Below are 515 nucleotides of genomic sequence, written 5' to 3'. Positions count from 1 at the left end.
CAAAAGGAAGGGGCGGACGCGTCAAGCCTTTGCAAGCGGGCGTTCACGCTTGCATGGTGACATCGAACTCTAGGCTCAGGACTCATTGATCAGAGCCAGAAGATGACTGCGGCGGCGATGCAGATGGCGGACATGAAGGTGTGTGCGCATCGGTCGTAGCGGGTGTGGATGCGCCGCCAATCCTTGAGCCTGCCGAACATGTTTTCGATCTTGTGCCGCTGGCGATAGAGTTCGCGGTCATGTTCGATCGGCTTTTTGCGGTTGGACCTGGATGGGATGCATGCGGTGATGCCGCGTTCAGCGAGAGCCTGGCGGAACCAGTCAGCGTCATAGCCCTTGTCGCCGAGCAATTGCTTCGCGCGCGGCAGCGCATCGATCATCAAGGCTGCGCCTTTGTAGTCGCTCATTTGGCCTTCGCTGAGCAGCATGAGGACGGGTCGTCCCTGGCCATCGCACACGGCGTGCAGCTTCGAGTTCAGGCCGCCCTTGGTGCGCCCGATATGTCGGGGAACAGA

1 protein-coding gene is annotated in these 515 nt (G+C 60.2%); it reads right to left on the bottom strand.

Features of this window, described 5'->3' with window-relative positions; genetic code table 11:
* Positions 1 to 89: 89 nt before the first annotated feature.
* The coding region (locus D1094_RS18505; protein ID WP_118961561.1) for an IS5 family transposase at positions 90 to 515 on the bottom strand (426 nt) is incomplete at its 5' end.

It is taken from the genome of Colwellia sp. RSH04 (assembly GCF_003545765.1).
Classification (GTDB): domain Bacteria; phylum Pseudomonadota; class Gammaproteobacteria; order Enterobacterales; family Alteromonadaceae; genus Colwellia.
Note: the sequence above shows the minus strand (reverse complement) of the source record. Positions and strands in the feature narration are given on the sequence as shown.